The organism is Klebsiella sp. JN_Kp126 (assembly GCF_033843325.1).
In the GTDB taxonomy this organism is placed as follows: Bacteria; Pseudomonadota; Gammaproteobacteria; order Enterobacterales; family Enterobacteriaceae; genus Klebsiella; species Klebsiella michiganensis.
Window position 1 is genome coordinate 35936 of sequence record NZ_JAWXQV010000080.1, and the last position, 26531, is coordinate 62466.

Below are 26531 nucleotides of genomic sequence, written 5' to 3' on the forward strand. Positions count from 1 at the left end.
TGGATGCGGAGTGAGGCGCTTAATATCCGCCGCGGCCACAGCGCCGCGGCGAGCGCAAAATTTAGTCAGAGAAGGGCGGGGTCGGCTGGCGTAATCCCGTCGTATCCGGGTTGCCGATGCTGCGGCGCCATGCGCCGGGGGCCTGGCCGAACTGACGCTTGAAGCTGCGGTTGAAGGACTGCTGGGAGTCAAAGCCCAGGGCGATCGCCACGTTCAAAATCGGTTCGTCGCTGTGGGCTAAGCGCTCGACCGATTTTTGTAGTTTTTGCGCGCGAATATACTCGGCGAGAGGATAACCGGTATGCTCCTTAAATAGCCGCTGCAGATGCCATTTCGAATAGCCGGCTCGCCTGGCGACGGTGCCAATATCCAGACGGCTATCAAGATTGTTGTCGATCCAGTCGAGTAAATCGTGAATGAATGCGCCAGTGTTCATCTGATGTACCTCTACGCAGCGTCTAAAAAAGCATCTTTATCTGTTGCATTTAAAGGTGGCCCGTTTATGCACTAATTGCAAGTTTTATTATTGCATTTAAATCCATGCCGGAAACGCGCCATTTTTTAGGCGCCAGGAATAGCACATAAAGTGCAACAATTATTCTTGCACTTAATTAAGCGCCTTCCTACAATCGCCGCGATAGTGTATTCGCAACTGTTACAGTTTTGTGGCGATGAACGACACAAATGGCCTTAAGCCAGCCCGGACAAAGGAAGTGGCGCGGTGTCTTCCGCTGCGTCTTGCCCGGCGGCTACCAATACCGGAATAAAAATAATGAGCCTGCAAAAATACTGGGGTAACTTTCATCTGACTGTGCCGGGCGTGATGCTGCTCTCGGCGCTCCTCGTTGGATGCGATGAGGGCGTCGCGCAAAACGCCGCGCCGCAGGCGCCCGCCGTCAGCGCCGCTGATGTGGTCGTCAAATCCATTAGTCAGTGGGACAGCTTTAACGGTCGGATTGAAGCGGTGGAAAGCGTCCAGCTGCGACCCCGCGTCTCCGGCTACATTGACAAAGTGAATTACACCGACGGCCAGGAGGTGAAAAAGGGGGAGGTGCTGTTCACTATCGATGACAGAACCTATCGCGCCGCGCTGGAACAGGCGCAGGCGACGCTGGCGCGAGCCAAAACGCAGGCCAGCCTGGCGCGAAGCGAGGCTAACCGTACCGATAAATTAGTCAATACCAACCTGGTCTCCCGCGAAGAGTGGGAGCAGCGCCGCGCCGCGGCCACTCAAGCGCAGGCCGACATTCGAGCCGCCCAGGCGGCAGTCGACGCCGCGCAGCTTAACCTGGACTTCACCAAAGTGACCGCACCTATCGATGGCCGCGCCAGCCGGGCATTGATCACCAGCGGTAACCTCGTCACCGCCGGCGACAGCGCCAGCGTGCTCACCACGCTGGTGTCGCAGAAGACGGTTTACGTCTACTTTGACGTGGACGAGTCGACCTACCTCCATTATCAAAATCTCGCCCGCAGCGGGCAGGGCGCGTCCAGCAATCACCTGGCTCTGCCGGTTGAGATTGGCCTGGTTGGCGAAGAGGGCTACCCCCATCAGGGCAAAGTGGATTTTCTGGATAATCAGTTAACGCCGAGCACCGGCACCATCCGGATGCGCGCGCTGCTGGATAACGCGCAGCGTCAGTTCACGCCGGGTCTCTTTGCCCGCGTCCGCCTGCCGGGCAGCGCGGAATTCAACGCCACGCTTATCGATGATAAAGCGGTGTTGACCGATCAGGATCGCAAATATGTTTATGTCGTTGATAAAGAGGGTAAAGCGCAGCGCCGTGATATTACGCCGGGCCGTCTGGCCGACGGTTTGCGCATCGTGCAGCAGGGGCTGAAGCCGGGCGACAGAGTCATCGTCGATGGTCTACAGAAAGTGTTTATGCCGGGCATGCCGGTTAACGCGAAAACCGTGGCCATGACCGCCAGCACCGTCCTCAACTGATCCCTTGACCTGAGAATCCAACCCATGGACTTTTCCCGTTTTTTCATCGACAGGCCGATTTTTGCCGCCGTTCTGTCGATTCTGATTTTTATCACCGGATTAATCTCCATCCCGCTGCTGCCGGTGAGCGAATATCCTGACGTCGTACCGCCCAGCGTGCAGGTGCGCGCGGAGTATCCGGGCGCCAACCCGAAAGTGATTGCTGAGACCGTGGCAACGCCGCTGGAAGAGGCGATCAACGGCGTTGAAAATATGATGTACATGAAATCCGTCGCCGGTTCTGACGGCGTACTGGTGACCACCGTAACCTTCCGTCCGGGTACCGATCCCGATCAGGCGCAGGTTCAGGTGCAAAACCGGGTATCGCAGGCCGAAGCGCGTCTGCCGGAAGATGTGCGGCGTTTGGGGATCACCACCCAGAAGCAGTCGCCGACGCTGACGCTGGTGGTGCATCTGTTTTCGCCAAACGGTAAATACGACTCCCTGTACATGCGTAACTACGCCACGCTGAAGGTGAAGGATGAACTGGCGCGCCTGCCCGGCGTCGGCCAAATTCAGATCTTCGGCTCGGGCGAATACGCGATGCGCGTCTGGCTCGATCCCAACAAGGTGGCGGCGCGCGGGTTGACCGCATCGGATGTGGTCACGGCGATGCAGGAGCAGAACGTCCAGGTTTCCGCCGGGCAGCTTGGCGCCGAGCCGCTGCCGAAAGAGAGCGACTTTCTGATCTCCATTAACGCCCAGGGGCGCCTGCATACCGAAGAAGAGTTTGGCAATATTGTCCTGAAAACAACGCAGGACGGTACGGTCGTCCGCCTGCGCGACGTGGCGCGTATCGAAATGGGCTCCGGCAGCTATGCGCTGCGTTCCCAGCTGAACAATAAAGACGCGGTCGGGATTGGTATCTTCCAGTCGCCGGGGGCGAACGCCATCGATTTGTCTAACGCGGTGCGCGCCAAAATGGACGAGCTGTCGAAGCGTTTCCCGCAGGATATGAAATGGGCGGCGCCTTACGATCCGACGGTATTTGTTCGCGATTCCATTCGCGCGGTGGTGCAAACGCTGCTGGAAGCGGTGGTGCTGGTTGTGCTGGTGGTGATCCTGTTCCTGCAAACCTGGCGCGCGTCGATTATTCCGCTGATCGCGGTGCCGGTTTCGGTGGTGGGTACCTTCAGCATTCTCTACCTGCTGGGCTTCTCGCTGAATACCCTGAGCTTGTTCGGGCTGGTGCTGGCCATCGGCATCGTGGTGGATGACGCCATCGTGGTGGTGGAAAACGTCGAGCGAAATATCGAGGAAGGGCTGGCTCCGCTCGCCGCGGCGCATCAGGCGATGCGTGAGGTGTCCGGCCCGATTATCGCCATTGCGCTGGTGCTGTGCGCGGTGTTTGTGCCGATGGCGTTTCTCTCGGGCGTAACCGGCCAGTTCTACAAGCAGTTTGCGGTGACGATCGCCATCTCCACGGTGATCTCCGCCATCAACTCGCTGACGCTCTCTCCGGCGCTGGCCGCGCTGCTGCTAAAACCGCACGGCGCGCCGAAAGACTTCCCGACCCGGCTTATCGACCGTCTTTTCGGCTGGATTTTCCGTCCGTTTAACCGCTTTTTCCACCGCTGCTCGAACGGCTATCAGGGGCTGGTGGGAAAAACGCTCGGACGACGCGGGGCGGTGTTTGTGGTCTATGTGCTGCTGCTCTGCGCGGCGGGCGTCATGTTTAAAGCGGTACCCGGCGGATTTATACCGACGCAGGATAAACTGTATTTAATCGGCGGCGTGAAAATGCCGGAAGGTTCTTCGCTGGCGCGCACCGATGCGGTGATCCGCAAAATGAGCGAAATCGGGATGAATACCGAAGGCGTGGATTACGCGGTCGCGTTTCCGGGGCTTAACGCGCTGCAGTTCACCAATACGCCGAATACCGGAACGGTCTTCTTTGGCCTGAAGCCGTTCGACCAGCGTAAACATTCGGCGGCGGAAATTAACGCTGAGATCAACGCGAAAATCGCGCAAATCCAGCAGGGCTTTGGCTTCTCTATTTTGCCTCCGCCGATTTTAGGGCTCGGCCAGGGTTCCGGCTATTCGCTCTATATTCAGGACCGGGCAGGTCTTGGCTATGGTGCGCTGCAAAGCGCGGTAAACGCGATGTCCGGTACCATTATGCAGACGCCGGGGATGCACTTCCCGATCTCCACCTACCAGGCGAACGTGCCGCAGCTGGATGTCCAGGTCGATCGTGATAAGGCGAAAGCGCAGGGCGTGTCGCTCACCGATCTGTTTGGTACGCTGCAAACCTATCTGGGATCGTCTTACGTCAATGATTTTAACCAGTTCGGGCGGACCTGGCGCGTGATGGCGCAGGCTGACGGCCCGTTCCGCGAAAGCGTGGAGGATATTGCCAATTTGCGCACGCGGAATAATCAGGGCGAAATGGTGCCAATCGGCAGTATGGTGAATATCAGCACCACCTACGGGCCGGACCCGGTGATTCGCTACAATGGCTATCCGGCGGCGGATTTGATTGGCGATGCCGATCCGCGCGTACTCTCTTCCTCGCAGGCGATGACGCAGCTGGAGAAGATGTCCGGCCAGATATTGCCGAACGGGATGAATATCGAATGGACGGATCTGAGCTTCCAGCAGGCCACGCAGGGCAATACGGCGCTGATCGTCTTCCCGGTGGCGGTGCTGCTGGCGTTCCTGGTGCTGGCGGCGCTGTATGAAAGCTGGACGCTGCCGCTGGCGGTGATTCTTATCGTGCCGATGACGATGCTCTCCGCGCTGTTTGGCGTCTGGCTGACCGGCGGCGATAACAACGTGTTCGTACAGGTGGGGCTGGTGGTGCTGATGGGGCTGGCCTGTAAAAACGCGATTCTGATCGTGGAGTTTGCCCGCGAGCTGGAAATCCAGGGGAAAGGGATCATGGAAGCGGCGCTGGAGGCGTGTCGCCTGCGTTTACGCCCGATTGTGATGACCTCTATCGCCTTTATTGCCGGGACCATCCCGCTGATCCTCGGTCACGGCGCGGGCGCGGAAGTGCGCGGCGTTACCGGGATCACGGTGTTCTCCGGGATGCTGGGGGTGACGCTGTTTGGTCTGTTCCTGACCCCGGTGTTTTACGTGACGCTGCGTAAATTCGTGACGCGCGGTAAACCTGCTGAGGACGTTTCGCCGGCGTAGGGTGCGGCAGATAACAAAAAACCGCCTTCACTGTGAAGGCGGTTTTTTGGCGCTCAAGGAAAATTAATGGGCTTCTTTATATTTGGCGATAAGTTCAGGCACCGGATCGCACCCGCTGGTATCGGCTTTTTTCACTTCTTCCAGCGCGCTTGCCACGGTGTGGCGTGCCAGTACCTGTAGCGAAGCCTGCTCCGCTTCATCGGCGATAGATTTGAAGTACCAGCACGCGTTCGCGCTGACCACGCAGCGGGCGGGGACGTCAGGGCGCGACGCCCACAGTTTTTTATCTTCGATAACGGAGACGTAGATATCGCGCAGGGTGATCTCTTCCGCCGGGCGGCCAAGATGAATAGAGCCGTTGCGGCCAAGCGTTGAGACAATAATGCCGTCACGCGTGAGAGGAACCATGAGTTTGCGGATAAAGCTCGGGTTCGCTTCCAGGCCGTAGGCCAGAATCGCGCTCGTCGAACGTTCACCCAACTGCTCCGCCATTGCTACGCTGAGAACCATCTGCAAAGCTGTCGGGAAGCGGTAATCTAACATTTTCTTATCCTGGGTAGCGGTGAATCTTGTTCTTTTTGGCACCGCAGAGGTGAGTAAGCAATAAACAACAATATACCAAATACGGTAATTTTTTTGAAGCAATCTGCGCTTTTCCCGCCAGGTAAAAAAGCGTGAGTGAGAGCGGGGCCAGCCGATGCCTCACGCCATGGCGTGAGGCACTGATGAAAAAGGTATCAGCATTTAATACCCGCTCGGGCGCACAGAACCCCCGGGGTCTTAATGGGCGTTTATCGTTGAAGTTGAATGAGATGGGTAGCCATCCCCCATCTGAGCGCGGCGCATTTGCCGTCCGTAAAATCGAAAACAGAGTAACTCGCATTGGGGTGCGCATAGCGAGAGAAGTTATCGAGAGTCCCCTCTTTAAGTAACGCCAGCACGCCCTGACTGACATGCCCGTGAGAAACAACACCGACGATCTGATGTTCATTGGTATTTTGCAGGTGTTGTAAGAAATTTATCACGCGTCGAGTCGCCTGGGCTAACGACTCTCCCTCCGGGGGACAATAGGCTGCATCAAGGGCGAGCAACGCATCTGCATCACGCGGATTGTCTCGCCTGAAGTGCTCAAAAGATATCCCTTCAAAGCAACCAAACGACTGTTCCTTAAGAGATTCTTCAACTTTTAACGGGCAGCCAAGACCTTCAGACAGCTTCAGCCCCATGTGCAAGGCGCGCCCAAGCGGGGAGCTGTAAACACATTCTATCGGATATGCCTCTTTCGTCAGCGCTGTCAGTAACGCCGCTGTTTCTTGCATACCGCGGTGGGTTACGAAGCTGTCGCGATGCCCCTGAATAATCCCTCTATGATTCCACTCGGTTTCTGCGTGCCTCACCCATATCACTTTCATCGTATTTGAGATCCGTTATCCAACGATAGTGTCCGCTTCTTGCCATTTGACGCCGGAGTACCCTGATGGAATACCATTTTCCATTGGCCATTCTCTGACATTTCCCAGCATGAGGAACGAAGAGAGGCACAGCTGCCATCTTGATAAAAAGTCCTGTAATGTAATATTGCGAAATTATCTCTAACGCTGATAAGTCTGAAATCGCAACTGAGAAGGGGCGGAATATTTTCTTCAGTAGAAAGTGCCTCTATTGTTCCTGCACGATCAACTAGTACACCCGATCGTGTTATTTCTCTAAATTCCTCATGAAGTATCTGCTCAAGCCATTCCCGCTCTTTGCGCTTGTCGCCATGAAGAGAACATTCGAGTACTTTAAGCGTCTCCAGGGGCATAGTGTTTGTCCTCATAACCTTCGGTCATTCACTCTTAGGGCAATAATCGCTGGAAAGCAACACCCGCTCCCGGCTATCACTGATATTTGGTGACCACATACTCCTCTTCGCTGCGTCGCCAGAAATGTGAAGGAATAAACGGGGATATATACTCATACGAGGGCGCGAAGAAGGATCGTACCTGAGCCCGGCGATAAAAAACGAAAAAACGTATTTTTTATCGAATAGATTAAAAGGTTGTGGCGTTAACTCATCATCAACGTACTGATGGAGTCATCATTTATGACTGCAACAACGCAACCGCTAACACAACAGTGCCGCGATAGTTTTACCTTGGCACGGCATTGGGTCACCGCAGCCAATGTCATTTTCCTGTTTGCAAGCGCACATATCCGGGAGCCGCTGGAGCGGGGAACGCCCCTGAAAAAAAGCGGCGGGCCGGTCATATTTGCTGCGCGCTTTTCCCTCACTATCTGCTACGGGACAGCATACCGCGTCGTATGCTGCCTTGCCGTTCTTTCGTTAACCCGGAGTTCACTATGAACACGTTGTCGTTTTTACATTCCGCCATTAATCAACGTCTGCTGCTGCCCGTGGTGTTTGCTCTGCTGACCACGCCGGTTTTGGCCGCAGGTGACAATAGTACCAATAGCAAAACGCCGGACTGCCCCAGCGGTCAGGTGTATGACAGCACGAAAAAACAGTGCGTCCCTGAAAAAACAAGCCAGCTCAGCGATGAAGATAAAACGCGTTATGCCTATCATCTGGCCAAAAAAGGGGAGTACCAGGCGGCCCTGGACCTGCTCAACACCCTGAAAAATGGCGATACCGCGGAAGCCTGGAATTACCGGGGCTATGCCACGCGTAAGCTGGGCCGTACCGATGAGGGCATCGGCTACTATCAGCGTTCAATCGCGCTCGATCCGACCTATGCCAAAGTACGTGAATACCTTGGTGAAGCATGGCTGGCGAAAGGCCGTCCTGACCTGGCAAAAGAGCAATTGAAAACTATCGCCACGCTGTGCGGCCATAGCTGCGAGGAGTACCGGGATCTTCAGGCAGCGATCGACGGTCATCCTGAGTCCTGAATAAGAGTATGAGGATAAAAAAATTACGACCAGCGGCGTCCGTCAGCATCTTGCTGCACATCTGACACGCCTGTGGCGCTATGGGCTGGTTCTGGTTGTCGAAGAGCTGGTTCAGTCTGCCTGTGCCCGCGCGCTTGAAAAAAGCGCGCGGTTCACCCCGAGGAGGCGGCCGACACGTTGCCCGTCCCGATTGGTTACCCTATCCTGGTTTTATCTCCAATTGACCGGCCCCGGGCAATAGCCGCTGTCAATGTCCTCTGGCCAATTCGTGGCATACGATACCGAGCTGTTCTACGGCATGCAAAAGTGCGGGGGTGGGTTCATTCGCACCGTTCAGGCGCAGGTAGTTTTGCAGTTCCGCCGCGCCCGGGGAAAACAGCGGCCCCGGACTGACGCCAATGCCCAGGGCGAGTGCGCGACGATGTACCTCCAGCGCATCTATCCTGGAGGGGAGTTGAACCCAAATCAAAAAGCCGGCTTCCGGAGCCGCGACGCGCGTGCCCGGTGGGAAGCAGGCTTCAACTCGGGTGATGATAGCGCGCATACCTTCCGCAATCCGCAGCTTTAGATGCCGCAGGTGCCTGTCGTAATCGCCGCTGGCGAGGATCTCGTTTGCCGCGGCTTCAATCAGCGGCGCGCCTGCCCATTCTCCGGCCATGCGGGCCTGCAATACCGCGGAGTGATAGCGTCCGGCAGCAATCCAGCCAATTCGCCAGCCCGGCGCCAGGGTTTTCGACAGCGAACTGCAATAAATCACATTTCCGTCCCTGTCGAAGGCTTTACACGCGGGCGGACGCTGCGCGCCACCGGCCAGATCGCCATACACATCGTCCTCAATGAGCGGGATGCCCTTATCGGCGAGCAGCGCCACCAGCGCCTGTTTGCGCACCACGGGCATGCTGGCACCCAGCGGATTTTGCACCGTGGGTGAGGCAAGCACGGCCGCAGGGCGGTGGCGCTGGATAGCGTCTTCAAGGGGCGCCAACAATAAGCCTTCAATCGGGTCTGTGGGGATCTGTAACGCCTTCAGACCCAGATCTTCCAGCAGCAGAAGCGTGCCGAAGTAGGCGGGCTGCTCAATCGCCACCGCATCGCCCGGCTGGCATACCGCGCGGAGCGCCAGACGTAGCGCCTGGGTTGCGCCTGCTGTAATGATAAGGTCATCCGCGCCAAAAAGAGCGCCCCACTGCGCAGCGCGTGCGGCAATCTTTCTGCGCAGATCCGCTCTTCCCGGGGGCAGGCTATAGCTCTGCCCGCGCGCATCAAGCCGACGACCGGCGGTGTGCAGCGCCCGCTGTAGTGCATCCACGGGAAGCCAGGCGGGATCGGGTAGCGCGGCGCCAAGCGGCACCAGACGCGCTTCGGCGCTACCGAACAGCGACCGGGCAATGGCGGACATAGTTACCGGCACCGGCCCGGGCAAAGAGGCAGCGCGCTGTTCGTTTCCTGAGGCGGCTGGCTGGCGGACAAAATAGCCTGAACGCGGTCGCGCGATAATCAGACCCTCCGCCTCAAGATAACGCAGCGCTTCCAGGGCCGTGGGGAGGCTGACCTGCTCGCGTTCGGCCAGTTTACGCGCGGAGATAATGCGATCGCCTGCCCGTAACGCGCCTGAAGCAAGCGTCAGCCGCAGCATATCGGCTATACGGCGGTAGTGGGGCGTCGGCGGGGATATTTCGGACATCGTCATCTGTATAGTCTGCTTTTTGATAAATCTGACTATACAGGCGAAGCGGGGCGCCATCTATAGTGTGTTCCACACCAACCAGCCGGGGAAATCACATGCACAGCGACAGTTTTGACCTTTCACTTTACTTCCGCCGCATAGGCTATAGCGGGCCTGCGGCAGCGGATACCGCAACGCTACACGCGCTCATGCGTCACCAGCTCTTTGCCATCCCCTTCGAAAATCTGGACGTACAGGCAGGTAAAATCGTGTCGATGGAGCCCGATGATATTGCCAACAAGCTCTTACGGCAGAGACGGGGCGGCTACTGCTATGAACTCAACGGGCTGTTTACCATGGCGCTGGAAGCGCTGGGCATTGCCTGGCGGTTTGTCGCGGCGCGGCCCATGTTCTATCCCGCGCGCCGGCCTAAAACCCATATGGCGGTCGTCGCGGAAGTCGAGGGCCGTCAGTGGCTTTGCGACCTTGGCTTTGGGAGCTACGGTATTCGCGCGCCGCTGGCCCTGGATGAACTTGATACGGACATTATCCAGGATTTCGATACGTTCCGGCTTAGCCGCGATGCGCACGGCGACTATCTGCTGCAGGCAAAAGTTGAGGGAAGCTGGGCCAACCAATACGGTTTTGACCTGTCACCTCAGGAATGGATTGATTTTGCTCCGGCCAATTTCCTTAACTCCACGCACCCCGACGCGGTCTTTGTACAAAAGCTGCTGGTTATACAGCATCAGCCCGAGGGGCGCTTTATTCTGCTGGGCAATATGCTCAAGAGCATTACCGCGGATCGGGTAGAAAAGCAGCGGCTGGAAGACGATGAGATTGCGCATGTACTTGAGCAGCGCTTTGCGTTGTCTGCCCGCTAATTAATCAAAAGGGCCAATGAGTCCAGGCGGAACGGGCACGAAGCAGGGATGCCGGGGGAGCCATCGCGATCGCCATGAGGCGGGAGTGACCGCTTCCCCGTGCCTCTCTCAATCTGTTCATCTGCTGCGACATCAGCAGCAGGCGATTATTTACGTTGCCGGCGGGTATATGAAATAGCAGATAATGCAAATAAAAAACTAAAGCCACTTTTAATAAACAAGGCTATTCAGTTAATTACCACTACAAAAATAAGATAATTCTATCTGAGCTGGCTAACCGCTATCCGCAGTACATATTTTCGCCACACAATCGCCTGCGCCTGGAAATTCATTGCTAACAAGTAGTTACAGCTATACGGCAATATTTTTGGCGATAAAAAATGGTTAAAATAAAATCATCTACTAAAATCAAATTGTTGATTAAATTCATACACTGCTCGTTCGTATTAATTTAGATAATTGGCTCTGTGTCGAATGCCCAAAATTTAAGCAGCGAGTGATGGCTGCTGACGATAATTATCCCGCTCGATATTGCCCTGGGTCTGGCAGGTAAATTCCTGCTCTGGACGTTTGTGTAAAACGACACCGGGCTAATTGAGTTATTTCAAAGGACAACGTAAATGACGAATATCTACGACTCTACCAATATAAGCAGTCAGGAAGCGGCCAGGCACTTGCCTGCGGCTGCTGTAAACAGCGCGAGCGCGGTTTCATGGGGGGCGATATTTGCAGGCGCCGCCGCTGCCGCCTCGCTGGCGCTTATGCTGCTCATGCTTGGCGCCGGATTAGGCCTCACCTCAATCTCTCCCTGGGAAAATCAAGGTTTTGCGGCGGGTACCGTCGGTATTGCCGCCATCGCCTGGCTGACGTTTACCCAAATTGTGGCGTCAGGAATGGGGGGATATCTGGCCGGACGGCTTCGGACTAAATGGGTTGATACGCATACCAATGAAATCTATTTCCGCGATACGGCGCATGGCTTTCTGACATGGGCGGTGGCGCTGCTGGTATCAGCCGTCCTTTTAACCACCACCATCAGTTCACTCATCGGCGGCAGCGCAAAAGTCATTGGTTCCGTTGCCGGGGGCGCGACGGCAACCGCCGTGAATAACGCGGGGGAGGGATCATCGATGTTATCGAAGTCATCGATGGAATATTTTACCCGCTCGCTGTTCAGGGCTAGCGGCTCCACTCCGGCAGGTAACAGCAACGCATCGGGCAATGATGTTATGGCCATGAATCAGCCGGCGCCGCCAAAGGCGGAGTCACCCGCTCAATTAGCCGAGGTGACGGGCATTTTTGCTAACAGTATTTATTCTGGCGCGCTTCCCCAGGATGATCTGACCTATGTGGCGCAGCTGGTTTCTCAGAATACCGGCATCAGTCAGCAAGAGGCCGAGCAGCGGGTACAGGCGGTTTATGATAAAGCCCAGGCTAATTTGAAAGAGGCAAAAGATAAAGCGCAGCAGGCCGCAGACGCCGCCAGAAAAACCACCAGCTACGTCACTCTGTGGTCATTTATTTCTCTGTTAATTGGCGCTTTTGTTGCCAGTCTCTGTGCCACCTATGGCGGCCGTCAGCGTGATTTATAACGTCTAATACTCATTATACGGGAGGAACCTATGCGTTCAATATTGCTTTTCTTTCTGGGTGTGCCAATTCCTATCATTATTTTAATCGCGCTATTTGTGCACTGACTATTTTCCGGCCCCGCAGGAATAGTGGTTAAGTAAATACTGACCCTCGCACATTACCGCTAAAGCATAAATGCCCTTCGAGGGCATTTATGCTTTTTATCAGGCGCTCAGAGGAGCCTGCTGCGCGTCACCAGGGAATCTCTCCGCGACAGAGTGATGTCAACTATCAATAACACCCGCAGTGAATTAACGCTCACGCCTTGCCATCATTAGCGCCAGGTCAACGAGGCGGTTAGAGAATCCCCATTCATTGTCGTACCACGCCAGAATTTTAACCATATTGCCGCCAATCACCAGCGTTGACAGACCGTCGATAATCGACGAGCGCGGGTCACCCTGGTAGTCGCTGGAGACGAGCGGTTCATCGCTATAGCCGAGAATCCCTTTTAGCGGCCCCGCGGCGGCGGCTTCACGAAAGGCATTGTTCACCTCTTCGGCCGTCACCTCTCGCGCCAGCGTCACGGTCAGGTCGACAATAGACACTACCGGTACCGGGACGCGCAGCGAGTATCCCGTTAAGCGGCCATCCAGCTCAGGAATAACTTTGCCCAGCGCCTTCGCTGCGCCGCTGGAGTAAGGCACTATCGACAGCGCAGCGGCGCGAGCGCCGCGCAGATCTTTTTCCGGCTGATCGTGCAGGGCCTGGCTGTTGGTGTAGGCGTGGGTGGTGTTCATTAAGCCGTGCTTAATACCGAAATGCTGGTGCAGAACCTGGGCGGCAGGCGCCAGACCGTTGGTGGTGCAGCTACCGTTGCTGACCACGTAGTGTTTATCCGGGGAGTAGAGGCTATCGTTAACGCCCATCACGATGGTTAAATCATCGTTTTTGCCGGGGGCGGAGATAATCACGCGCTTTGCGCCACCGCGGTGGATATGCACCGCCGCCTTGTCGCGATCGGTGAAGAATCCGGTGGCTTCAATGACGATATCGACTTCACGCTGATGCCACGGGATATTGGCCGGGTCGCGTTCGCTGAATACGGTTATGGGTTTACCGTCAACCACAAGCTGCCCTTCACCGGCGGTAACGTCCGCCTCGAGCTTACCGAGCAGCGAATCGTATTTCAGCAGATGCGCCAGCGTTTTGCTGTCCGTCAAATCGTTGATCGCCACAATCTGAATATCCGAATTGCCCAGTGCAGCGCGCAGTACGTTGCGTCCAATACGGCCAAAACCGTTAATACCGACCTTTACCATGATTAACTCCTTATCCATTGTCTCTGGCGTCAGAGTAGGCCGGGCAGGCTTTGGCGTAAATGACAAAAAAGGATCACTTTACGCCATTTTGCGACAGTGAAATCGCTGGCGATATTCCCCGGGTGTGAGGTGAAGCTGTTTTTCAAACAGCCGTCGCAGGTTAATGCTGCTGCCAAATCCCGTTTGTTCGGCGATACGATCCAGCGTCTCGTTAGTTTGCTCCAGACGCTGCCGCGCGGCGGCCAGACGGGCTTCGGCGACGTAGCGCGCCGGCGAAGCACCGGTTTCTCGGGTAAATACGCGGGTGAAATTCCTTGGACTCATGGCGACCCTTTCCGCCAGTTTATCCACGCTGAGATCGGCGGTGAGGTTTGCGAGCAACCACGCCAGCAGATCGTTAATGGGGCCCAGGGTGCTGGTCTGCTGAAGGTTGTAGCGGCTAAACTGCAGCTGGCCGCCGGGACGACGCAGGTACATGACGAAATCCTGGGCAATATCGCGCGCCAGGCTGAAGCCGTAGTCCTCTTCAACCAGCGCCAGGGTGAGGTCGAAGCCGGAACTGACCCCGCCAGAGGTCCAGATGTGTTCGTCCTGAATGTAGAGCGGACCGCCTTCGACGCGTACCTGGGGAAATTCCGCCTGCAGGGTATCCAGTAGCTTCCAGTGGGTAGTGGCTCGCCTGCCGTCCAGCAGCCCGGTTTGCGCCAGCAGCAGGGCTCCGCCGCATATGGAGGCAATGCGGCGGGCATGGGGAGCCGCAAGGCGCAGCCAGTCAACCACCGCAACCCCTTCCTGCGGGTTTTGACCTCTGCCGGTAATCATGATGGTATCGAGCGGCTCGCGAGGGTCTATCTCATGAAGGCGATGATCGGCCAGCAGATTTAAACCGGACTGACCATGGATCACCTGATGCGGCTGGGTGGTCGCTAGCTGGACCTGGTAGCAAAGCTCCCCGGCGCCTTCCGGGTGCAGACGGTTGGCCTGCATCAGAATGTCGGCAATACCGGCGGATTCAAAAAGCATGCCGCCATCCGGGACAATAATAAGTATCTTCTTCATGTCCTGAAAAGTAATCTTTTTACAGAATAAGTCAACAGAACAGACGGGGAAGGGGAAATTTTTGCCACCGCAGCGACGCTCTCGTCTCGCTCGCTGATGGCGTGACGTCGACGGGATGGGGTTGCCTGATGAGGATGGTCTCGCACAAACTGGACTGGAAAAATAGTACCGAATGTCTGCTATGAGCTAATAGCAGACATAACATCCCCGGGATAGTTTGGGAAAGGATACTCTTCCAGCATCAGTTTCGGTTCATGCTTTCTGAGGCAGGATACTTTATGCTGGTTACTCTCATTTATAGGATACGACCATGATAACTGTAGAGAAATCCGATCCATTTTCTTCAGAATCCCATCGCTTAATCGAAATGCTATCAGCTGAACTTGCCGCTATTACGGGGGATAGTGGCAAAAGCAATTTCACCGTTGAAGCAATGAATGATGACAAAGCCTTATGGGTATTGGCAAAGAATACTCATGGCGAAGCAATAGGATGCGGCGCTATTCGGCCGATAACGCAAAATATAGCCGAGCTTAAAAGAATGTTTTCAGACCGAAGCGTGCCTGGAGTTGGGGGAGCTTTACTCACTTTTCTGGAAACATCTGCAAAAGATATGGGATATAGCGAACTCAGACTGGAAACCCGACACATCAACCATCGGGCAGTAAATTTCTACGAGAAAAATGGATATATTCGTATTGAAAATTACGGCCCCTATGTCGGTAGGACAGAAGCCGTGTGTTTCTCAAAAGCATTGCGCTGATTGTATTAATTGGACCCGCTTTCCGCTCCAGGCACAACGCTGTCTACCAAACTCCACCAATGCCCATTTAGCTATAGCGTTAAGGCTGTGAGAGTAAAGACAGATAATGATAATGCGCAGGATCGTGTGTTGCGCTCATGCAGAACCATGGTCATCGCGGTTTCTGCATCGACGCGGAGCTGCCGGAGGAGGGCGTAGAGGCCGGCATGACCGAGGAGCGGGATTCCTCCCGGAGAAAACGCGCGGAGTATACAGGCACTTTAAAGGGACCATTTCTCCATGGCGATTCACTGTGCCTGTTTCTGGCTGATATATTCCTCTAATCCCTTTGCCAGAACATCGAAAACCAATTTGCAGCACAGACTATTGCGCAGGTCTTCGTGCATGACGATCCAGGTATCAAGATAGAAAGAAAAGAAATTCGGCAGTAATCTCTGCAGTGGAACAGAGCCATTGGCCAACTGCACCTGGCATATGCCAATGCCGGCCCCGGCGCGAATAAGATTCAGCTGAGCCACGTCGCTGTCGGTGCGCATGGAAAATGCATTCCGGCTTAGCTGAGGGAATTTTTCCAGGGCCTTACGGATGAAAGGCGTATCCTGATCAAAGCCAATCAGCGCATGTTTCAGCAGATCTTCGCTATTTTCAGGCGTGCCATGTCGTGCAAGATAGGACGTCGATGCGTGGAGACCGAGTTCAATGCGGCCAACGCGACGCGCAATAAGCTGTTCCTGTACTGGCGTGGTCATGCGTACAGCAATATCGGCTTCCCTGTGCAGTAAATCCTGAACCCGGTTCGACAGAACTAATTCAATCGTTATTTGTGGGTGAGACTCCCTGAGCCTGGCAATAAGCGGCGGCAGAACTTCAACGCCGATAACGTCACTCGCGGAGACGCGGACGACGCCATGAATGGACGCGCTGTTATGACTAAAGTTGGAGGCTGTGCGCGCTAGCGTATTCGCGGTGCTCTCCATCGCTTCGGCATGCACCCTCAGCGCCAGCGCCGTTTCAGTCGCCAGCAAGCCCGTCTGCGACCGCGTGAACAACACCTGGCCCAGAGCGGACTCGAGCGCAGCGATATGCCGTCCCGCCGTAGGCTGCGTAATCGAAAGCCTGCGTGATGCGCCGGAAAGCGAGCCTTCCCTGAGCACAGCCAGAAATGTTCGGTACCACTCCCATGGGATAGATGTATTCATACAAATTTGTATAGCTGCCCTATAAAGATATGCAATTCCATTTAGCTCTGCCTGTACGTACGCTGTCAAGGTCAAATCAGCAAAGAGGCAGACAATATGGAAACCCGAGGTAAAGTCCTGATACTTGGCGCAACCGGCGGAATCGGTGGTGAAACGGCGCGCCGGCTCATTCAGAACAAATGGGACGTTCGTGCACTAAAACGAGGACTTCATGGCAGTGAACGACGTGGTGACATCCAGTGGGTAGGGGGCGACGCTCTCGACCCGGAGCAGGTCGCCGCTGCGGCAGCAGACTGTAGCGCGATCGTTCACGCCGTCAATCCGCCCGGCTACAGAAACTGGAAGCATCTGGTGCTGCCTATGCTGCGCAACACGATTGGCGCAGCAGAACGAACCGGCGCCTTGATCGTGCTTCCCGGCACCGTTTACAACTATGGTCCTGACGCTTTTCCGCTATTACGGGAAGACGCTCAGCAGACGCCGGTCACCAGGAAGGGAGCGATCAGGGTACAAATGGAGAAAGAACTGGCGGCCTATTCACAGCGTGGCGGGCGGGTATTGATCGTCCGCGCGGGGGATTTTTTTGGTCCACGCGCCGGTAATAACTGGTTTTCTCAAGGTCTGATTAAGCCCGGCAAGCTGCCTGGCGTCATTACCAATCCAGCTTCGTTTGCAACCGGTCACCAGTGGGCTTACTTACCTGATGTCGCGGAAACGATAGCTGCGCTGCTGGCACGACGCGAGGAGCTTGAGCCCTTTGCACGTTTTCATATGCAAGGTCATTGGGATGCCGACGGCAGCGAAATGGTCAGCGCGATTCAACGCACAGCGGCACGCTATGGCGGCATGGCCAAAATACAATCATTTCCGTGGTGGTTGATGTCCCTGGCAGCACCTTTCAACGCAACCTTACGCGAACTTCTGGAGATGCGGTACCTGTGGCGCCAGCCGGTTCGCCTGGACAATACGAAACTGGTGAATTTTTTAGGTGCCGAGCCTCACACCCCTCTTGATGAAGCTGTCCATGCGACATTACAGGGCCTGGGCTGCATTGATCGTACCGAGATGCCTCGTATAACAATATAGAGACGCTCCAGGGTTGCATCTGGCATGAAGCGGACAGGCTAATTGGGCTGAAGGTCCGCTATGAGCGAAAAGCGGACATCGTCCAGTTTAAACAGATGTCCGCAATACATGTCGTTAATACAGATAAGCAATAGTCTTTGATTATTCAATCAGTAAGAATCAGCATTTAATACATATCCTTTACGAGCACTGAGCCAGGCAAGATAAGCTAAGCCCAGAGCAATAAAGGACAGAATAGCGCCCGCCCAGTTCGGTGAGGCCAGACCAAACCCTGCGGCAATAGTTACCCCGCCAGCCCATGCGCCCAGCGCATTTCCCAGATTAAACATGCCAATATTGACCGATGCTGCCATCGTGGGGGCACCCGCCTGGCTTGCCCGTTCCATTACCAACTTCTGAATAGGCGATACTGTCGCAAAGCCGAATGCCGCCATCAGGAATACTGAAATTCCGGCAATCCACTGATGTTCGACTCCCACCCAAAATACCAGTAGTACTAGCCCCTGAGCCGCGAGGGTGACGAAAAGCGTGCCAAACAAGGAGCGATCGGCAAATCGTCCGCCAATCCAGTTGCCAACGGCAAGTCCGAGACCAAACAACACCATTAACCCCGCCACGCCGCCTTCGGAGAAACCGGCCTCTTGAACCATCATCGGCGCAATATAGGTGATAGACGTGAAAAAGGCTGCCGGGCCGAAAATAGTAATCCCCATGACCAGCAGCACCTGCGGATCAACAAAGGCCCGAAGCTCGTTACGTAAAGCAATAGGCTTACCTTTCGCAATGTGTGGAACCAGTATGGCTACGCTTGCCATTGTCAGCAGACCGATACCAGCAATTACCCAGAATACCAGTCTCCAGCTAAATGTCTGAGCAAGCCACGTCCCGGCAGGCACGCCGAGAAGATTGGCTAATGTCAGCCCCGAAAACATAAAGGCGATGGCACTTGCCTGACGACCGGGCGCGACCAGCGATGCAGCAATAATTGAACCTATACCGAAAAACGCTCCGTGATTAAATGAGGTGATAATACGACCCACAACCGCTACCGCCATCGTCGGCGCAAGTGCTGTAATAACATTGCCCAGAGTAAAAATTCCCGCTAACGCGATCAGCATAGCCTTACGAGGAACTCTTGCGCCCAGCACGGTTAACAGCGGTGCGCCGACAAAGACGCCAAGCGCGTAGGAAGTCGCCATCAATCCCGCTTTAGGAATACTGACACTAAATTCTGCGGCAATTTGCGGGAGAATTCCGGCAATGACAAATTCAGTCAGACCGATACCGAATGCTCCGACAGCAAGGGCGAAAAGTGCGATAGGCATTGCAACTCCATTATCTGTTTTGTGGCTTAATAATATTAGGTGGAATAAAGTATATTCATATTTTCATTCAGAATGAGAAGCCATATGAGTACATTTGATAAAGAAAAAGATGGTATTCGGCAGACAAGGCATAAACCAGCGGAACTGGACGCCATTGACCGAAAAATATTAGGTGCCTTAGCGGATGACGCAGGCCGCAGCTATACGGAGTTGAGCGAGATTGTGAATTTATCGGCCCCCGCAGTTCACGATCGCGTAAAACGACTGAAGCGTGATGGGGTAATCAAGGGTACCGTGGCGGTACTGGATGGCTGCAAACTGGGACGGACCCTTTTAACGTTCCTTGTTATCGATACCAGCAGCTATCATGCGACACGTGCCCTTTTGCAGTTCACCAACCGCAAGGAAGTGGAAGAATTACATACCGTCGCCGGTGACGGCTGCGTCTTTATCAAAGTGCGGGCCGCCGATACCGAATCGCTGGAAAATTTCCTGATGGAGATTCAGAGCCTTGAGGGTGTACGCTCTGTGCGCAGCTATATCGCGCTTTCTACGTTCCTGGAACGTGGCCCTTCACCTGATTCAGCTTGATAAGAGCAGGCTTGTCAAAGATAACTCAGTTCTTTTACAAATAAATGTCCGCTTTTGGCACGCAGCAGACGGCCATCGGACGCGCAATCCGCCATGGACGAGGAGCGGACTTTCTATTTTGCAGATACTCAAAAGCGGTGTCCCGCAATCAGCGATTACCAACCTTAAAGCGACGCCTCGGCCAGTAATGCGGCCTGTACCGCAGGACGGGCATTGATCGTTTCCCTGTACGCCAATAGCGCAGGCCAGCGCTCCAGTGAGATTGAGAAGAATTTACACCAGCCCAGCACAGTGAAAAGGTAGGCATCAGCCACGCTGAAGGATGGGCCAGTCAGATAGGTTTGTTCGTTGAGAGTCTCCTGAAGGAAATCGAACTGTCGGAACAGCTTCTCACGAAAAATCGCTCTGACCTCTTCGGGCAGCGCGGGATTGAACAACGGTGCCGAGCCAGCATGTATTTCACTGGTGATAAAGTTAAGCCATTCCTGCAGACGCACCCGAGCCCAGCTGCCAGCGCGGGGCGCCAGGCCGTGCTCTGGTTTTAGATCGGCGAGGTACTGCACGATGGCCGGGCCCTCAGTGAGTATCTGACCATCATCGAGCTCAAGGGCCGCGACATAACCTTTAGGATTAATGGCGCGGAAGTCGCGACCATCAGCGGTGATCTTGCTTCTGTTGTTGACTCTAACCAGTTCAAACTCAAGTTGCAGTTCGCGCAGCACAATGTGCGGCGATAACGAACAGGTATCCGGGGCGTAATAGAGTTTCATTTTGTCTCCGTTAAAGGTGAAAAGCGGTCGGGGGACGTCCTGAACTCACTGTATTTGACGCGGAATGCGCTGTAAAATTAATGATAAAGAAAACAACTATTAGCTGAGCTACTGATAATCATGATGAACCTTTTACATTGGCGCTTACTGGTGGCCGTGGCGGATGCCGGCAACATCTCGCGCGCCGCAGAGGAGATAGGAATGACTCAGTCCGGCGCCAGCCAGGCAATCGCCCAGCTAGAGTCTTCACTGGGATTTTCGGTATTTATACGTGAGCGACGATATATCGGCGTGACCGCGCTGGGCGGGCAGGTTGTTGAACATGCAAGAAACATGCTTTCGCAGCTGAATGCCATCCGCGAACTGGCCGATGAGAGCCGGGGTTTAAATCGCGGGCGCATTCGCCTGGCCAGCTTTCCATCAGTGACGTCCACCTTGTTGCCTGGACTGCTGCGGGACTTTAAGCGCCTGTATCCGGGTATTGACGTCGTCATCCTGGAAGGCTCGGACGAGGAGGTCGAGGAGTGGCTGGCCGCTGATACCGTTGAACTGGGGGTAGTCATGAATCCCGAACCCGGCCGTGCTGACGTTGTATTAGGGCAGGATGCATGGGTAGCGGTACTGCCAGCCACTCATCGGCTGGCACATCATGCCAGGACGTGTGGCATAACGCTAAAGGCGCTGGCAGACCAGCCCTTTATTCTGGCGACAGGCGGATGCGCCGTTAATGGCAAAAGCCTGGTGGAAAAGGCGGGTCTGCAACTTGTTGATATACGCGTGACGGTACGCGACTGGATTAGCGCCTGTAAGCTGGTCGCGGAAGGGATGGGCGTCGCCATTGTGCCTGAATCAGCCCTTCCAGAGGCGTTGCGCAATCTGTGCGTGGTGCCAGTGACGCCTGCTATACACCGTGAGTTTCGGCTGGTCTGTTCGTCATCCGGAACGTCTTCCGGCGCAACGCAGGCGCTACTTAACGCGCTACGTAAACGAGGATGAGCGGGCACGCGGCGAACCGGATCGTCAGCGATAAGTGACAAACCGGCTTATTGTTTATATCGGCGCAGGCTGGAGGCGGGATGCCGAAGGAGGGCTGATTCGGGGCGTATTGGGCGGCGCACCAGCTCTCCCCCACAGTTCGGGCACCGGCCTTGCAGCCGCTGAGTCACGCAGTCAACGCAAAAGGTGCATTCGAATGAACAGATGTACGCGCTTGTTGATTCTGGCGGCAGATCGTTATCACAGCATTCACAATTAGGGCGAAGTTCAAGCATGGTGATCTCCTGCTATTAAATAAAGGGGCGTCATGAGCGCGCGAGGGGCATCTGCCTGTCCCGTATTCGAACCGCTGCGCTTAATCTGCACGAGATGAGCATGATCGACAGGTCGAAAAAAAGCAAGAGATTGAGTGGCTTATCAGTACCAACCGCTTCTGGCGCTGGTGGTTGGGGGAAAAGACCGCTGAGCCTGTGCAGCGTGAGAAGAGGACGTTAATAGAGGAATAAAAACATCGCCAGATTTGCCCGTGGCGGCTACAGTTAAAAATATTTAACTGGTATGACCACATGGGCGGATATCTTTTATGAACCTGATAACAATCCCTGTAAAGCAGGGGGATGTTCTGGCTGCCACAGTATGGGAGAGAAGCGATGCTAAAGCGCTGGTGATCCTCCATCCTGCCACCGCGGTATCACAGGCGTTTTACAAGGACTTCGCTGAGTACCTTTACGCAATGGGATTCAATGTTCTGACCTACGACTATCGGGGGATAGGTCATTCCAGGTCAGGCACGCTGCAACACTGTCATGTCTCTATGTCCGACTGGATCGAGCAGGATGTCGGCTGCGTTACCGCCTGGGCAAAGCTGCGTTTCCCCAGTCTTCTGCTGATGGCGGTAGGGCACAGCGTTGGCGGGCACGCTATTCTGCTTTCGACGGCCACCCGGTCGCTGCATGCGGCGGTTCTTGTTGCTTCGCACGCTGGCGTCACCCGCACAATTCAACAAACGCAGGAAAAGCTCAGAGTTTGGTTTTTATTACGTATTCTGGCGCCGGTTCTGTGTCGTACCTTTGGCTATATGCCTGCCAGACGCCTCGGGCTGGGGGAAGATTTACCCGCGCCCGTCATGCTGCAATGGGGGCGCTGGAGTGCCATGCCCGACTATTTTTATGACGATCGCGCCTGGGATGCGCGTCGACGGGCAAGCGAAGTCACGTTACCCCTTCTGGTACTCGGTTTTGATGACGATCCCTGGGCTAATTCTGCAGCGATTACGCGCCTGATGGCGCCGGTGGAAAACGCAAAAATTGAACGCCGCGAGATCCGGCACGCGGATTATGGTATTCCGGTCATCGGCCACATGGGCTTTTTCCGTACCCGATGTGCGGAAAAAATATGGCCTGAAGTCGGTCGCTGGCTGGCAAGCCAGTGTCAACCCCGGGGATAATGTCTTTCCGGCTATTTTTCTTATAGTCGAAGAGATTCACAGGGCATGCTATGCCGTAACCGTCGGTGCTCAGGTTTCAAAGCGGCAACAGGCGCATCCGGGGAAATAGTTCATCGCGACTCAGAGAGATATCATGTCTGTTCAAAAAAGGGCGAAGAGGATGCACTAAGATGCTGGCTTATATCACTATAGGTACAAATGACTTTCAGCGCTCCGTGGACTTTTATGAGGCTATTTTTAAAGTTCTTGGCTACTCACGACTGCCAGCCTGGACAGAAAGCTGGGCAATGTGGGGGGATGAAAATAACCCACATGAGGTATTCAACTTCTGTATTTGTCCTCCTTTTGACCGGCATCCCGCAACGGCGGGAAACGGGACAATGTTCGCATTCCATGCAGACAGCGCTGACCTTGTCAGGCGGTTTCATGCAGCAGGCCTCCTTGCGGGAGGGGAGAATGAAGGCGATCCAGGTACACGAACCGCATACGGCCCCGACTTTTATGTTGCCTATTTGCGCGATCCTGACGGACATAAGCTGGCATGCGTTTGTCAGCATTATTCTCCTGAAGCCGATAAGTTCGTAGATGAACAATAGGGACTTCACTTAACACATTTAACGGTTTGAGCATTGATAAAGCCTGGCGATGAAATGCGGCATTTCCGGCAAAGACACTCAATATCGTCTTCGGCTTGCACAGTCCGCTCCCGGCACAAAGCGGACCGTCTGAAGCGTCGCGAGGTCTGCTATAAGCGAGGAGCGGACGGTCGATTTTGAGTAATCTAATCCACATGCCAGAGGATCTCTAAAAGAGAATTGTTCGTTTTATCGGGATACTTACACAGGCTCGATGTAAGCACGCTCCCATTTAGTTCGATTGTTGCGCCTTATCTGACAGCTCTCATTTTGAGTCCAGCTAGGTATGACACGGCAAAGTACGATTGGCAGCAGTAATTTAGAGGAGTTAGTCTTGAAGTTATGCGCTAGTTAAGGATAAAATGAAGGTACGAATATCAGTTAAATTCTGCATTAGCAAGAATAAAAAACAGAGATTAGAATGCAGTTAATTAGGCCAATGAATTTAAATATATGTTGGTGGAATACAAAGTTAACCCCTCCTGCAGGGAGTAAGATTAATGCAGCTTTAAATAAAGAACTCAATGATAAGGTTGAGGAAATAATCTCTTACCTCTGTCGTGAAAGGCCACTACACTTAATACTTCTTTGTGAAGTATATAAGAAGGATGAAGCATTAATAAAGAAAGTAGCGGCTGATAACGAATTGGAATATATTATGATAGCCGAACATGTTAAAGGCGTGTACTATGACTTTGCAATATTATACGAAAAAACTAGAATTAAAATAAATAAAATAGAACACATTGATGAACAGAATAGCTTTGAACAACAATTACGAATAGGTGTAACTATTGAAGCTGATTTTGATGGTGAACATGTCATTATTTTTTTATCTCACTGGAACAGTGATATGTTTAATGGGGATGTTAAAAAATCACATTGTGCCGGTATGCTTAGAGATAAAGTAAATGCAAAATTTAGAAATGGACATGAGCATATTATTTTAATCGGAGACTATAATAGTCAGCCATTTGACAAAGAAATAATCTCAACTCTTGAAACCACTAAAGACCTTGAAATTGTAATAAATAGACCACGCGTACTGTATAATCCTTTCTGGAGAAACTTAGATAGTAGAAGCCAAAATCATTCATTTTCTGGTAGCTATATCCTAAAAAATGACGCGTATGACAAATGGAAAACATTTGATCAGATGATGTTTTCGTCTAAGTTTATCAATGGAAAATCCTGGCTTTTGGATGTTTACTCTCCAGAAATACACAATGAATTCAAAAACATATCATTCAATTTCATTGATGTGTTCGATCATATACCAATCCACGGGAGATTGCATAAATGACAGAAAGAAATCTTAATATATCAGAATTGATAAGGGCTAATATCGCAAAAGCCAAAGAAATAATAAGTGCAAGAGATAAAGCAGTAAGCTTATTATTTAATGCATTTGATGAAATAAATGAAGCACTCGGAAGAAATTTAGAGTTCACCGCATCGAACGTTATTGATAATGACGGTGATGAAATTACAAGGGTATCAGTTTCCAACAAGAATAGCAGATATAGCGAAAATTTGCTTTGGTACTATTTTAATTCGGAAAAAATATTCCCTGCGATGTTCAGTTATCAAAACATAATTACAGCAAGATGCGAGAGCATTGAAGATGTTGTGGAGTTTATTAAACGGCTTGTTACAGATGAGAATTTCATGATTAAAGTAGTTACTATTTCAAGTATGAACAATAGTGAGGATGATTCTCAGGATATTCCATTTTAATGGAGTCATAAGAATAGAAATACACAAGTTTGAACAGTAATTTAACATTTTTCAAAATTGTGCACACTCATGGAAAATCTCGATCTTATGATGACGGACGATTCATTAAGTTAGGACTGAAACTTAAGACCAGATTTGAGCAGCACCCGCAGATTAGTACATCCGATGTTAGCAAAGTCCACTCTTGGCACAGGGCTGCTGTTGCAGCCCTGACAACCTTAGACTTCAATCGATTCAGAGATCTCTAACGCATCATCGACTTCAATGCCCAGATAACGGACTGTGCTTTCCAGTTTCTTATGACCCAACAGAAGTTGGATCACCCGGAGATTCTTGGTTTTCTTGTAGATCAGGTAAGGTTTTGTTCTTCTCATGGAATGTGTGCTGTAAAGCGAATCTTCGAGACCAAGCTTTTCTACCCACCCATGAAAGATTCGGTTGTATTGTCTGGTTGAAATGTGCTGGTTAGTTCCGACCCGAGACCGAAACAAGAAGTCTTTACTGTGCAAATTGCCAAGCTTTATCAATGCAGCAACAGCTTCTCTTGTCCCTTTGGTTATCTCGAATTGCACGGGGCTACCGGTTTTCTGTTGCAACACCGTTGCTCTGCTTGAAACCGAGCTACCATATGCCATATCCGATACTTTGAGTTTGACCAGATCACAGCCTCGAAGCTTACTGTCCAGGGCCATATTGAACAGAGCTAAATCGCGCGTTTTACCTTCCAGTTCAAGCCGGATTCGGATCCCCCAGATATGAGATATCTGAAGTGGTCTTTTTTGGCCGATGATACGGTCTTTGTTCCACGGTGACGTGTTCATACTCAAATCTCCTGCAATGTGGGAGATTTGAGTATGGTTGTCCCTTATGAGCGAGAAGCGGACATAGATAGGGCTAAAGATTTGTGCATGACGCATTAAGGATGATTTATTCTCTGTATTAGAACCTGTAGAGCGTTTTAGCATCATTGGTCGTTCAATCAGCCATATCTGAACTGGCTTGCTGACATCGTCAGATTACCTGTAACCGGCCGACAGTCAGCTTTATTTGTTAACAGACACAGTTAAAAATCTCGACCTGAACCAGGACCAGCCGCTAACAGTTTATGCTTTGAGCATATAGAGACATGATTGCACTGTCTGACCGTTCGATGTGGTTACCTCTACAGGAACCCGTTCATACTCAGAACCTTCGAACTCATCGAGTAGGTGCCAGTAATTATGTAAATTCTCTGACTTGAAAAGAAAACCCGGTACACGATGACCTGAGTCATCCAGTACAATTCCCGGATAACCCATCTCTGCACCCCAGCCTTTCTCTAATAAAGAACCCCCAACGTGGCCTTCCTGCCATGTCCCCCCGATATTTTCAAGAATATGAGCATTAGGCCGGCCAGGTCCGAGTGTCCCGTAAACAAATAAACTTTCCATTATTCCCCTAGGTATCGCTATGAAAATAATAA

The 26531-nt window shown here is 53.1% G+C and carries 26 protein-coding genes and 2 pseudogenes; 15 read left to right on the top strand and 13 right to left on the bottom strand.

Annotated features, from left to right (window positions below):
• Nucleotides 1-61 precede the first annotated feature (61 nt).
• Entirely contained in the window at nucleotides 62-436 is a 375-nt protein-coding gene (locus tag SIK97_RS19315) for a helix-turn-helix domain-containing protein (protein WP_004850429.1), read from the bottom strand.
• Between the two features lie 336 nt (nucleotides 437-772).
• Between SIK97_RS19315 and SIK97_RS19320 the strand changes: the two genes are divergently transcribed.
• Together SIK97_RS19320 and oqxB are read left to right on the top strand one after the other, a co-directional pair.
• The gene (locus SIK97_RS19320) at nucleotides 773-1948 is read left to right on the top strand and encodes an efflux RND transporter periplasmic adaptor subunit (RefSeq protein WP_049078947.1); all 1176 of its coding nucleotides are present in this window, start codon (nucleotides 773-775) and stop codon (nucleotides 1946-1948) included.
• Nucleotides 1949-1972: 24 nt separating this feature from the next.
• Nucleotides 1973-5125 carry a multidrug efflux RND transporter permease subunit OqxB gene (gene oqxB / locus SIK97_RS19325; RefSeq protein WP_057173856.1) on the top strand — a complete coding sequence of 1051 codons (3153 nt, stop codon included), beginning with the start codon at nucleotides 1973-1975 and terminating at the stop codon, nucleotides 5123-5125.
• A gap of 63 nt (nucleotides 5126-5188) precedes the next feature.
• Here the strand turns inward: oqxB and SIK97_RS19330 are convergent, their stop codons facing one another.
• The 3 genes from SIK97_RS19330 to SIK97_RS19340 form a co-directional block, all read right to left on the bottom strand.
• The gene (locus SIK97_RS19330; protein ID WP_004121015.1) at nucleotides 5189-5668 is read right to left on the bottom strand and encodes an RrF2 family transcriptional regulator; all 480 of its coding nucleotides are present in this window, start codon (nucleotides 5666-5668) and stop codon (nucleotides 5189-5191) included.
• Between the two features lie 248 nt (nucleotides 5669-5916).
• Complete coding sequence (locus SIK97_RS19335; RefSeq protein WP_032749305.1) at nucleotides 5917-6537, bottom strand: histidine phosphatase family protein; 621 nt, start codon at nucleotides 6535-6537, stop codon at nucleotides 5917-5919.
• Nucleotides 6534-6944: a DUF4440 domain-containing protein gene (locus tag SIK97_RS19340; protein ID WP_305955822.1), complete on the bottom strand. Its 411-nt coding sequence runs from the start codon at nucleotides 6942-6944 to the stop codon at nucleotides 6534-6536. Before SIK97_RS19340 ends, SIK97_RS19335 begins: the two co-directional genes overlap by 4 nt.
• Nucleotides 6945-7211: 267 nt before the next feature.
• On the opposite strand from SIK97_RS19340, the pseudogene SIK97_RS19345 reads away from it, so the two are divergent.
• The 3 genes and pseudogenes from SIK97_RS19345 to SIK97_RS19355 form a co-directional block, all read left to right on the top strand.
• Nucleotides 7212-7358, top strand: a pseudogene (locus SIK97_RS19345) (cytochrome b); the annotation flags it as partial.
• 110 nt (nucleotides 7359-7468) lie between these two features.
• Nucleotides 7469-8017 carry a tetratricopeptide repeat protein gene (locus SIK97_RS19350; protein ID WP_014838337.1) on the top strand — a complete coding sequence of 183 codons (549 nt, stop codon included), beginning with the start codon at nucleotides 7469-7471 and terminating at the stop codon, nucleotides 8015-8017.
• A gap of 61 nt (nucleotides 8018-8078) precedes the next feature.
• Nucleotides 8079-8195 (top strand): annotated as a pseudogene (locus tag SIK97_RS19355) (RNA polymerase sigma factor); the annotation flags it as partial.
• A 69-nt stretch (nucleotides 8196-8264) separates the two neighbouring features.
• Here SIK97_RS19355 and SIK97_RS19360 read toward each other — a convergent pair.
• Nucleotides 8265-9761 carry a PLP-dependent aminotransferase family protein gene (locus tag SIK97_RS19360; protein WP_032749303.1) on the bottom strand — a complete coding sequence of 499 codons (1497 nt, stop codon included), beginning with the start codon at nucleotides 9759-9761 and terminating at the stop codon, nucleotides 8265-8267.
• Between the two features lie 38 nt (nucleotides 9762-9799).
• On the opposite strand from SIK97_RS19360, the gene SIK97_RS19365 reads away from it, so the two are divergent.
• Both SIK97_RS19365 and SIK97_RS19370 read left to right on the top strand, forming a co-directional pair.
• A complete protein-coding gene (locus SIK97_RS19365; protein ID WP_032749302.1) occupies nucleotides 9800-10567 on the top strand; it encodes an arylamine N-acetyltransferase family protein in 768 nt (255 codons plus the stop codon).
• Nucleotides 10568-11187: 620 nt separating this feature from the next.
• On the top strand, nucleotides 11188-12159 hold the full coding sequence (locus tag SIK97_RS19370; protein WP_032749301.1) for a hypothetical protein: 972 nt from the start codon (nucleotides 11188-11190) through the stop codon (nucleotides 12157-12159).
• 291 nt (nucleotides 12160-12450) lie between these two features.
• On the opposite strand, the gene gap is transcribed toward SIK97_RS19370, so the two are convergent.
• Nucleotides 12451-13461, bottom strand: coding sequence for a type I glyceraldehyde-3-phosphate dehydrogenase (gap, locus tag SIK97_RS19375; protein ID WP_032749300.1), 1011 nt, complete (start codon nucleotides 13459-13461; stop codon nucleotides 12451-12453).
• 78 nt (nucleotides 13462-13539) lie between these two features.
• Complete coding sequence (locus SIK97_RS19380) at nucleotides 13540-14520, bottom strand: GlxA family transcriptional regulator (RefSeq protein WP_014229170.1); 981 nt, start codon at nucleotides 14518-14520, stop codon at nucleotides 13540-13542.
• 310 nt (nucleotides 14521-14830) lie between these two features.
• On the opposite strand from SIK97_RS19380, the gene SIK97_RS19385 reads away from it, so the two are divergent.
• Entirely contained in the window at nucleotides 14831-15283 is a 453-nt protein-coding gene (locus SIK97_RS19385) for a GNAT family N-acetyltransferase (protein WP_014229171.1), read from the top strand.
• A gap of 287 nt (nucleotides 15284-15570) precedes the next feature.
• Here the strand turns inward: SIK97_RS19385 and SIK97_RS19390 are convergent, their stop codons facing one another.
• Complete coding sequence (locus SIK97_RS19390) at nucleotides 15571-16482, bottom strand: LysR family transcriptional regulator (RefSeq protein ID WP_032749299.1); 912 nt, start codon at nucleotides 16480-16482, stop codon at nucleotides 15571-15573.
• 96 nt (nucleotides 16483-16578) lie between these two features.
• Here SIK97_RS19390 and SIK97_RS19395 point away from each other — a divergent pair, with 96 nt between their 5' ends.
• Nucleotides 16579-17568, top strand: a complete 990-nt coding sequence (locus tag SIK97_RS19395; RefSeq protein ID WP_032749298.1) for an NAD-dependent epimerase/dehydratase family protein — start codon at nucleotides 16579-16581, stop codon at nucleotides 17566-17568.
• A gap of 149 nt (nucleotides 17569-17717) precedes the next feature.
• On the opposite strand, the gene SIK97_RS19400 is transcribed toward SIK97_RS19395, so the two are convergent.
• A complete protein-coding gene (locus SIK97_RS19400; RefSeq protein ID WP_032749296.1) occupies nucleotides 17718-18893 on the bottom strand; it encodes an MFS transporter in 1176 nt (391 codons plus the stop codon).
• 84 nt (nucleotides 18894-18977) lie between these two features.
• Between SIK97_RS19400 and SIK97_RS19405 the strand changes: the two genes are divergently transcribed.
• A complete protein-coding gene (locus tag SIK97_RS19405; RefSeq protein WP_170927880.1) occupies nucleotides 18978-19484 on the top strand; it encodes an Lrp/AsnC family transcriptional regulator in 507 nt (168 codons plus the stop codon).
• Nucleotides 19485-19648: 164 nt separating this feature from the next.
• On the opposite strand, the gene gstA is transcribed toward SIK97_RS19405, so the two are convergent.
• Nucleotides 19649-20254 carry a glutathione transferase GstA gene (gene gstA / locus SIK97_RS19410; protein ID WP_032749292.1) on the bottom strand — a complete coding sequence of 202 codons (606 nt, stop codon included), beginning with the start codon at nucleotides 20252-20254 and terminating at the stop codon, nucleotides 19649-19651.
• A 120-nt stretch (nucleotides 20255-20374) separates the two neighbouring features.
• On the opposite strand from gstA, the gene SIK97_RS19415 reads away from it, so the two are divergent.
• Nucleotides 20375-21250: a LysR family transcriptional regulator gene (locus SIK97_RS19415; protein WP_032749290.1), complete on the top strand. Its 876-nt coding sequence runs from the start codon at nucleotides 20375-20377 to the stop codon at nucleotides 21248-21250.
• 47 nt (nucleotides 21251-21297) lie between these two features.
• Here the strand turns inward: SIK97_RS19415 and SIK97_RS19420 are convergent, their stop codons facing one another.
• Complete coding sequence (locus SIK97_RS19420) at nucleotides 21298-21525, bottom strand: DUF1272 domain-containing protein (protein WP_071846104.1); 228 nt, start codon at nucleotides 21523-21525, stop codon at nucleotides 21298-21300.
• A gap of 308 nt (nucleotides 21526-21833) precedes the next feature.
• On the opposite strand from SIK97_RS19420, the gene SIK97_RS19425 reads away from it, so the two are divergent.
• The 4 genes from SIK97_RS19425 (at nucleotide 21834) to SIK97_RS19440 (ending at nucleotide 25069) form a co-directional block, all read left to right on the top strand.
• Nucleotides 21834-22697 carry an alpha/beta fold hydrolase gene (locus tag SIK97_RS19425; RefSeq protein ID WP_032749288.1) on the top strand — a complete coding sequence of 288 codons (864 nt, stop codon included), beginning with the start codon at nucleotides 21834-21836 and terminating at the stop codon, nucleotides 22695-22697.
• A gap of 170 nt (nucleotides 22698-22867) precedes the next feature.
• Nucleotides 22868-23293: a VOC family protein gene (locus SIK97_RS19430; protein WP_071846105.1), complete on the top strand. Its 426-nt coding sequence runs from the start codon at nucleotides 22868-22870 to the stop codon at nucleotides 23291-23293.
• Nucleotides 23294-23753: 460 nt separating this feature from the next.
• Nucleotides 23754-24635 carry an endonuclease/exonuclease/phosphatase family protein gene (locus tag SIK97_RS19435; protein ID WP_032749284.1) on the top strand — a complete coding sequence of 294 codons (882 nt, stop codon included), beginning with the start codon at nucleotides 23754-23756 and terminating at the stop codon, nucleotides 24633-24635.
• On the top strand, nucleotides 24632-25069 hold the full coding sequence (locus SIK97_RS19440; RefSeq protein ID WP_032749282.1) for a hypothetical protein: 438 nt from the start codon (nucleotides 24632-24634) through the stop codon (nucleotides 25067-25069). Before SIK97_RS19435 ends, SIK97_RS19440 begins: the two co-directional genes overlap by 4 nt.
• A gap of 218 nt (nucleotides 25070-25287) precedes the next feature.
• Here the strand turns inward: SIK97_RS19440 and SIK97_RS19445 are convergent, their stop codons facing one another.
• Complete coding sequence (locus SIK97_RS19445) at nucleotides 25288-25890, bottom strand: site-specific integrase (RefSeq protein ID WP_032749280.1); 603 nt, start codon at nucleotides 25888-25890, stop codon at nucleotides 25288-25290.
• A gap of 282 nt (nucleotides 25891-26172) precedes the next feature.
• Nucleotides 26173-26499 carry a gamma-glutamylcyclotransferase family protein gene (locus tag SIK97_RS19450; RefSeq protein WP_071846107.1) on the bottom strand — a complete coding sequence of 109 codons (327 nt, stop codon included), beginning with the start codon at nucleotides 26497-26499 and terminating at the stop codon, nucleotides 26173-26175.
• Between the last annotated feature and the right edge of the window lie 32 nt (nucleotides 26500-26531).